General features: G+C 67.1%; 7 protein-coding genes. 3 read left to right on the plus strand and 4 right to left on the minus strand.

Annotated features, from left to right (window positions below; genetic code table 11):
- Positions 1-244: 244 nt before the first annotated feature.
- The gene (gene leuA, locus RJ05_RS01475; RefSeq protein WP_036532117.1) at positions 245-2,038 is read right to left on the minus strand and encodes a 2-isopropylmalate synthase; all 1,794 of its coding nucleotides are present in this window, start codon (positions 2,036-2,038) and stop codon (positions 245-247) included.
- A gap of 241 nt (positions 2,039-2,279) precedes the next feature.
- On the opposite strand from leuA, the gene RJ05_RS01480 reads away from it, so the two are divergent.
- The 3 genes from RJ05_RS01480 (at position 2,280) to RJ05_RS01490 (ending at position 5,737) form a co-directional block, all read left to right on the plus strand.
- A complete protein-coding gene (locus RJ05_RS01480) occupies positions 2,280-3,041 on the plus strand; it encodes a sulfite exporter TauE/SafE family protein (protein ID WP_036532120.1) in 762 nt (253 codons plus the stop codon).
- Positions 3,042-3,192: 151 nt separating this feature from the next.
- Positions 3,193-4,812, plus strand: a complete 1,620-nt coding sequence (locus RJ05_RS01485; RefSeq protein ID WP_036532151.1) for a GMC oxidoreductase — start codon at positions 3,193-3,195, stop codon at positions 4,810-4,812.
- A gap of 88 nt (positions 4,813-4,900) precedes the next feature.
- On the plus strand, positions 4,901-5,737 hold the full coding sequence (locus RJ05_RS01490) for an ion transporter (protein ID WP_051016079.1): 837 nt from the start codon (positions 4,901-4,903) through the stop codon (positions 5,735-5,737).
- A gap of 14 nt (positions 5,738-5,751) precedes the next feature.
- Here RJ05_RS01490 and RJ05_RS01495 read toward each other — a convergent pair whose 3' ends face one another.
- From RJ05_RS01495 to RJ05_RS29735, 3 genes are all read right to left on the minus strand, one after another.
- Complete coding sequence (locus RJ05_RS01495) at positions 5,752-6,963, minus strand: low temperature requirement protein A (protein WP_036532122.1); 1,212 nt, start codon at positions 6,961-6,963, stop codon at positions 5,752-5,754.
- Positions 6,964-7,021: 58 nt separating this feature from the next.
- A complete protein-coding gene (locus RJ05_RS01500; protein ID WP_036532125.1) occupies positions 7,022-7,480 on the minus strand; it encodes an SRPBCC family protein in 459 nt (152 codons plus the stop codon).
- A 146-nt stretch (positions 7,481-7,626) separates the two neighbouring features.
- Positions 7,627-7,743, minus strand: a 117-nt coding sequence (locus RJ05_RS29735; protein WP_156090788.1) for a DUF1918 domain-containing protein, incomplete at its 5' end; no start/stop codon positions are given.

The raw sequence follows: 7,743 nt of genomic DNA on the forward strand, positions 1-7,743 counted from the left end.
GAATCGGTGGTGATTCCGGCGTCCGCCGGATGACTCTGCAGCCAGGGCGGAGAAGTCGGGTTGTCGTTGTCTGTCACAGTTCCCCCATCTGCTCGGGATGTCGAGCAGAGAGCTCGGTGGCGCAGTTGCGGGTCAACGCTAGCAGGTGAGTTCGGGCCCGTGCATGCCGTGGCTTACCAGGTCCGAGACGACACCGGCGTGGTCCGGACCGGCGCAGAGCCGTCCGGACCACGCCGATTGTTGCTCAGTTCGCCCGGTTGACCGCGGAAACCACCGCGCGCAGCGAGGCGGTGGTGATGGAGGTGGCGATGCCGACACCCCAGACGGTCTTGTCGCCGATCGCGCATTCGACGTAGGCCGCCGCCTGTGCGTCGTCACCGGCGGACATCGCGTGCTCGGAGTAGTCCAGCACCTGCACATCGAAGCCGACGGTCGCGATCGCGTCGACGAACGCCGCCAGCGGGCCGTTGCCGGTGCCGGTGATCTCCTGCTCGACACCGTCGACCTTCACCGTCGCGGTGATGGTGTCGGTGCCGCCGTCGGTCTCCGCGGCGGTGACCTTCTGCTTGATCCGCTCCAGCGGCCGCACCGGCTCGAGGTATTCGGTGGCGAAGACGTCCCACATCTCCTTGGGCGTCACCTCGCCGCCCTCGCCGTCGGTGATCTGCTGGATCGCCTGGGAGAACTCGATCTGGAGGCGCCGCGGCAGCGCCAGCCCGTGATCGGTCTTCATGATGTAGGCGACACCGCCCTTGCCGGACTGCGAGTTGACCCGGATGACGGCCTCGTAGGTGCGGCCCACGTCCTTGGGGTCGATCGGCAGGTACGGCACCTCCCAGGTGATGTCGTCGACGTCGGCGCCTGCCGCGTCCGCGGTCGCCTTCATCGCGTCCAGGCCCTTGTTGATGGCGTCCTGGTGGGAGCCGGAGAACGCGGTGTAGACCAGGTCGCCGCCGTAGGGGTGACGCTCGTGCACGGGCAGCTGGTTGCAGTATTCGACCGTGCGGCGGATCTCGTCGATATCGGAGAAGTTGATCTGCGGGTCGATGCCACGGGAGAACAGGTTCATGCCGAGGGTGACCAGGCAGACGTTGCCGGTGCGCTCACCGTTGCCGAACAGGCAGCCCTCGATGCGGTCGGCGCCGGCCTGGTAGCCCAGTTCGGCGGCCGCCACGGCGGTGCCGCGGTCGTTGTGCGGATGCAGCGACAGCACGATCGCCTCGCGGCGGGCCAGGTTGCGGTGCATCCACTCGATGGAATCGGCGTAGACGTTCGGCGTGGCCATCTCGACGGTCGCGGGCAGGTTGATGATCAGCGGCTTGTCGGGGGTTGGGGCGATGATCTCGGAGACCGCGTCGCAGACCTCCTTGGCGTATTCCAGCTCGGTGCCGGTGTAGGACTCCGGGCTGTATTCGTAGCGCCAGTTGGTGTCGGGGTGCTTCTTCTCGGTCGCCAGGCACAGCTTCGCCGCGTCGGTGGCGATCTTCTTCACGGCCTCGCGGTCGGCGCGGAACACCACTCGGCGCTGCAGGATGGAGGTGGAGTTGTAGAAGTGCACGATGACGTTCGGCGCGCCCGAGCAGGCTTCGAAGGTGCGCTCGATCAGTTCCGGACGGCACTGCGTCAGCACCTGGATGGTGACGTCGTCCGGGATGGCGCCGTCGGTGATGATCTCGCGGACGAAGTCGAAATCGGTCTGGCTGGCCGACGGGAAACCGACCTCGATCTCCTTGTACCCCATCCGCACCAGCAGGTCGAACATGCGGCGTTTGCGGGCCGGGCTCATCGGATCGATCAGGGCCTGGTTGCCGTCGCGCAGGTCGACCGCACACCAGGCGGGCGCGCGATCGATGACCTTGTCCGGCCAGGTGCGGTCGGGCAGCGTGATCGGCTCGACCTCCTCGGCGAAGGGCCGGTACCGGAAGGTCGGCATGGAGGAGTTCTTCTGCTTGTTCCAGGCCGGCTGATCGGCGGGCGCGGGCTTGGTGGGCGCGGTGATGGTGCGCGTGCCGGATACGAAGGCGTCAGCGGGTGACATGCGATTCTCCGTGGGTGTGGGTGGTGTCCCGAAAAGGCGGGTCGACCGGCGCGGCAGAACCCCGCGACGGGAGGCCGGTCCGATCAGACCCCGTCGCGGCGGCCGAGAAGAAGTGCCCGCTGCATGATGCGGGCCAGTTTACCGTGCCCGGATTCGGCGGCGGAAGGGCGGTACCGATAGCGTCGGCGACCGTATGCGCTTGTACGGGCCACCGCGGTCCGACGGGACGTGAGGATCTTGGATGACTTGGCTCGAAATGCTGGCCGTCTTCGGGGCCGGTGTGGCCGCGGGCGGAATCAACACCATCGTCGGCTCCGGCACCCTCATCACCTTTCCGGTGCTGCTGGCGTTCGGCTATCCGCCGGTGACGGCGAACGTGTCGAACACCGTCGGGCTGGTGCCCGGTTCGGTGAGCGGGGTGATCGGGTATCGGCGTGAGCTGTCCGGACAAGGAGCCCGGCTGCTGCGCTTGGGTGTGGCGTCGCTGCTGGGCGCGATCACCGGCGCGGTGGCCCTGCTGACGATGCCGGAACAGGCGTTCAAGGCCATCGTGCCGGTGCTGATCATCGCGGCCCTTGTGCTGGTGGTGGTGCAGCCGCGGCTGGCGGCCTGGGTGAAGAGCCGCCGCGATGCCGACAACACCCCCGAGCACGGCGGACCGGTGCTGTTCGGCTCGATCTATGCCACCGGCATCTACGGCGGCTATTTCGGCGCGGCCCAGGGCGTGCTGCTGATCGGTCTGCTCGGGGTGTTCGTGCACGACGACCTGCAACGGCTGAACGCGGTGAAGAACACGCTCGCGCTGTTGGTGAACGCGGTGTCGGCGGCCATCTTCATCGTCGTGGCCGATATCGCCTGGGAAGCGGTCGCGCTGATCGCGGCGGGTTCCATCATCGGCGGGCAGCTCGGTGCCAGGGTCGGACGCAAGCTCTCACCCACGGTGCTGCGCGCGGTGATCGTCGTCGTCGGCACCGTGGCGGTGGTCCGGCTGCTCACTTCATGACCGATCGGTAATGGCAGGGCCTGTTCTGCAGATCTCTCTATAAGGAAGATCGTTCCATCACGCGTGCGGCCGGGTGAACAGCGGCTGTTCAACATTGGCGATTGCCGGTAATCTTCCCCCGGCCGCGCGCGTGAATTTGGAGGTGGCAGAAGTGGATAGGCGTGCCTTCCTCGAGGCGGTGGGTGCGGCGACATTGCTGGGGGTCCTCGGATCGACGGCCGGTGCGGTCACGGCCGATGCCGATCCGATCTGGGATGCACTGTTCCGTGAATGGGTACCGGAGATCTTCGCGCCGCTACCCGATCCGGCCGACCATTCACCCGCGATCGTCGTCGGTTCCGGCTTCGGCGCTTCGGCCACGGCCTTGCGTTTGGCGCAGGCCGGCGTCGCCACCACGGTCCTCGAGCGCGGCTCGCGCTGGCCCAACGATCCGTGGCGGGAGATCTTCACCGGCGACGACCTGCCCGACGGGCGCGGTTTCTGGCACCGCACCTCCTTCACCGGGGTCACCAAGGTGCCCATGCGGTTCGCCAGTTTCGGCGGGGTCCTCGATGTCACCGAATATCCGGGAATCGACGTGTGGCGGGCGGCCGCAGTGGGCGGCGGCTCGATCGTGTTCAGCGGCGTGATGATCGCGCCCGAGCGCAGCCTGTTCGACCACGTCTTCGGTGGCGTCGTCGATTACGGCGAACTCGAGCGCGTCTACTACCCGCGCGTGCGGCAGATGCTGCGGCTGGACGCCATGCCCGCCGACATCTACCACTCGGCGCCGTTCACCCACTCGCGTGCGTGGGACGATCAGGTCCGCAAGGCCGGATATCAGCCGGTGCCCAATGATTCGATCTTCAACTGGAACATCCTGCGCGATGAGCTGGCCGGGCGCAGCAGGCCTTCGGCGACGGTGGCGCGCAGCAACCTCGGCAATTCCAACGGCGCGAAATTCGATCTCAACCAGAACTACCTGCGCTACGCCGAACAGACCGGCCGCTGCGGAATCTTCCCCGGCCACCGGGTCGATTCCATCGCACAGGAGAGCGGCGGACGGTATTCGGTCACCGTGACGAAATTGGCGCCGACCGGCGATGTCTTGCGCACCCGCACCCTGACCTGCGATCAGTTGTTCCTCGGCGCAGGCTCCATCGGCAGCACCGAACTGCTGGTCCGCGCCCAGGCCACCGGCGCGCTGCCCAACCTCAACGAGCACATCGGCGACGGCTGGGGCACCAACGGTGATGTGGTGCTGGCGCGCGGTGCCAGCTCGGTGGCCGGGTTCGGCCAGGGCGTGCCGAGCGCCAGCCGGGTCTATGACGACTCCGCGGTGCCGCTCACCCTGGAGAACTGGTACATCCCCGGCATCCCGTTCGAAACCGGCGCGCTGGCCTCCCTCGGCATGGTGCTCGACCCGACCCGCACCCGGATGGGATACGACCGCGGGACGGATTCGGTCGGGCTGAGCTGGTCCACGCGCAACCGCGACGAGACGGTGGCCGCCGCTCGCGCCGTCGACCGCGGGATCGCCGAACGCGCCGGCGCTCTTGTCGAATACAGCGCCCTCGGCTACGACGCGAACGCGCTGTTCACCGCGCATCCGCTGGGCGGTGCGGTACTCGGCCGGGCCACCGACGGGTATGGCCGGGTGCACGGGCATCCCGGGCTCTACGTCATGGACGGCGCGGCCATCCCCGGCAGCACCGCGACGGTCAATCCGTCGCTGACCATCACGGCGCTGGCCGAACGCAATATCGAGGCCATCATCCGCGCCGGACGGTGACGCGCCGTCACGAAGCGCAAAATCTGCGTGGGCGGCGCGGTGCGGTATTACCGTCGGCTGGATTGATCGGCATCGAAGGGATCCTCACGTGGCAGTAGCGTCGCCCACCGGCTATGAACCCGGCGAGGTGCCGGAACCCGGCGAGTACCCGCGCAAACCGCCCACGCTGTGGACCGATTTCCTGATGCTCGGGCTGGCCATCGCCTCGGTGGTGCTGGTCGGCTGGATCACCTTCTTCGAGGTCTCCGATCAGACCTACCGCACCATCGTGATCGCCGACTACACCATCTGCGCGATCTTCGCGGTCGAGTTCCTCTGGCGGTGGCATCGCGCGGGCTGGCCGTGGACGTTCCCGTTCATCTACTGGTACGAAGTGCTCGGCATGATCCCGGTGACCAGCCCCTGGCTGCGTGGGTTCCGGCTGCTGCGGATCGTGGTGATCCTGGTGCGGCTGGCCAGGGTGGCCGACCGGGTGTTCGGCGACCGGGTCACCGCCGCGGTGGTCAATCGCTCGGTCGGCACCATTGTCGAGACGATCAAGAAGCCGGTGACCATGGCCGTGCTCGACGAGGTGGCGCAAGCACTGCGCGCGGGTCACTACACCCAGAACATCGCCGCGGCGCTGGAGGAGAACCGCAAGGAACTCGACGAGATGATCGTGGAGTTGATCAAGAACGATCCGCAGGCGGGCCGGGTCCGCTACCTGCCGTTCCACGACGACATCATCCGGCTGGTCGCCGATACCGTCTTCCGGATCCTGTTCCAGTTCCTCGACGATCCGCGCACCGACGAGCTCGTCTCGGATCTGCTGCGGGAGAACATCGACCAGATCCGGGACGCGCTGAGCAACGGGGTGAAGGTGCCGCCGTCGGCGTACGGTCCGACGCCCTTGGAACGCACTGTGCGCCACCACTTTCCGCGCTGACCGGCCCGCCCGGCCTATTCGGGCGCGGCGTGGCGGATCTGATCGCGGGCGCCGGCGTGCCGGATGGTCTCCCAGCTGATCAGTGCCGCGAGCACGGCGAACAGCATCGTCAGCGAAGCCAGGGCGGGTAGTGCGGCGGCCACCGGGGTCAGCGCGAGCAACACCGCCACCGTGACGATCCGCGCGGCCGACAGATTGCCCGTCGCGTACTGCTTGAACCCGACGAGGCCGACGAGATAGAGCGCGACGCCGCCGTACATCGCGCCGAGCGGGATGCCGTAGAGGGCGTCGCTGAGGGTGTGGGTGGATTCGTCGCCGACGTAGTACAGCACCTCCTTGAGGCCGAGCGAGAGCCCGATGATCCCGGCGATCATCGGGAAATGCCAGTACATGTAGCACATTTGGGCGATCTTGATCCGCCGGGCGCCGGTGGCCCCGGCCAGCGCGTGCTCCACCGCCAGTGCCGCGACGTCGAAATAGGCCCACCACAGCAGTCCGGATATCGCCAGGCCCAGCATCGAGGCGACGGTGATCGGCCAGGAGATCGGCAGCCCCGAGACGCCGATGCCGATCGAGACGATCGATTCGCCCAGCGCCACGATGATGATCAGCCCATAACGCTCGGAGTAGTGGCTGGCCGAGGCGAGCCGCCATTCGGTGCCGGCGAATCGGGTCCACAGCCAGTCCCCGGCGATCGCTGCGATCCACAGCGCGATCTGCACCCGGCCCTCGGTGAGCGCCGCGACCACCAGCAGCGTGGTGCCGAGGGTGATGGAGCCCAGTGCCCAGCGCACGATCTGTGCGCGCAACGTGGAATCGCCCTCGGCGGCCAGCCACATCATCACCAGATGCACCAGCCGCACAACCAGATAGGCGATGGCGAACACCAGCGGCCCGAACCAGCCGCCTTCCAGGTCGTCGAAGGCTTCGGGAATCGTGAGTGCGGCGATGAACGCACCGCCCATGGCCACGAAGATGGCGATTCGGGCGATGCCCTCGTCGGCGCGGACGATATTGCCAAGCCAGGAGTACGCGATCCACAGCCACCACATCAGGGCCAGGCACAACACCGCGCGCAGCAGGTTCCTCGCCGTGGTCTCCTCCGCGGCGAGGTCGGTGACCATGGTGAACGCGAAGACCAGGACCAGGTCGAAGAACAGTTCGAGCTGGGTTACCGAGGAGCCCTCGGCCATCGGCCGTAGCCGAGCGCGTGTGGATCCGATCATGGATGACATCGTCGCAGGCCGGGGCCCGCCGTGCCCGCCCGACGAGCGGGTTCAGTCATCAAGCGGTTTGAAACGTCTCTGTTTCGGGAAATCGTTCGGCGAAATCGATGAAGGTCTCCACCATCGCCTCGTTCGCGCGGCGCACGGAGCGCTTGAGCAGGAAGCCGGGAACGGGAATGGGCAGGTACAGCTCGTTGTGGTACCACACGTGGGTGCCCTCGTCGGTCTCGCTCAGCTCGAAGAAGCCGCCACCCTTCACGCCTCGGGTGCTGTCGACGACCTCCCAGGCCGAGCGGTTGGCGTCCCAGTCGTATTCGAGGACCTGGAGATCGGAGCTGCCGAGCATTTCCGCCTTGACGAAAACCCGGCGCGGCCTGCCTTCCTCATCGCGGGTGGCGACCCGGGCATCGGTGTAGGCCGCCGACCAATCCGGAAGCATTTCCACCGCTGCCAGTGCGTCCATGACCTGTGCGGGGTCGGTGTCGACAACGAATCGGATATCGGTCTTCGTACGCATGTCTTACCTCCGCACCCCCGCATTACCAACGCGCCGATTGTGCCCAGCGGCACAGTGATCGTCAACACTGCGCCTACGGTCGCGTAGGTAGCTATACGGTTGGCCGGCCGCTGATCCGCGGGCGTGCGGTGACCGAATTGTGACGTTCAGTTCGAGCCCGACGGCTCCACTGTCGCATCGGGTCCCGGGTAGATCAGCGACTCGTGTCCGTCCTCGAAACGCACGATATACGGGGGTGACCCGTCGGGTCCGCGGACCTCGAC

It is taken from the genome of Nocardia cyriacigeorgica NBRC 100375, assembly GCF_000308555.1.
Classification (GTDB): Bacteria; Actinomycetota; Actinomycetes; order Mycobacteriales; family Mycobacteriaceae; genus Nocardia; species Nocardia cyriacigeorgica.

What these genes read in the sequence shown, in the direction of transcription:
- leuA (WP_036532117.1), bottom strand. Translation starts at nt 2,038, where the DNA reads ATGTCACCCGCTGACGCCTTCGTATCCGGCACGCGCACCATCACCGCG.
- RJ05_RS01480 (WP_036532120.1), top strand. Translation starts at nt 2,280, where the DNA reads ATGACTTGGCTCGAAATGCTGGCCGTCTTCGGGGCCGGTGTGGCCGCG.
- RJ05_RS01495 (WP_036532122.1), bottom strand. Translation starts at nt 6,963, where the DNA reads ATGATCGGATCCACACGCGCTCGGCTACGGCCGATGGCCGAGGGCTCC.
- RJ05_RS01500 (WP_036532125.1), bottom strand. Translation starts at nt 7,480, where the DNA reads ATGCGTACGAAGACCGATATCCGATTCGTTGTCGACACCGACCCCGCA.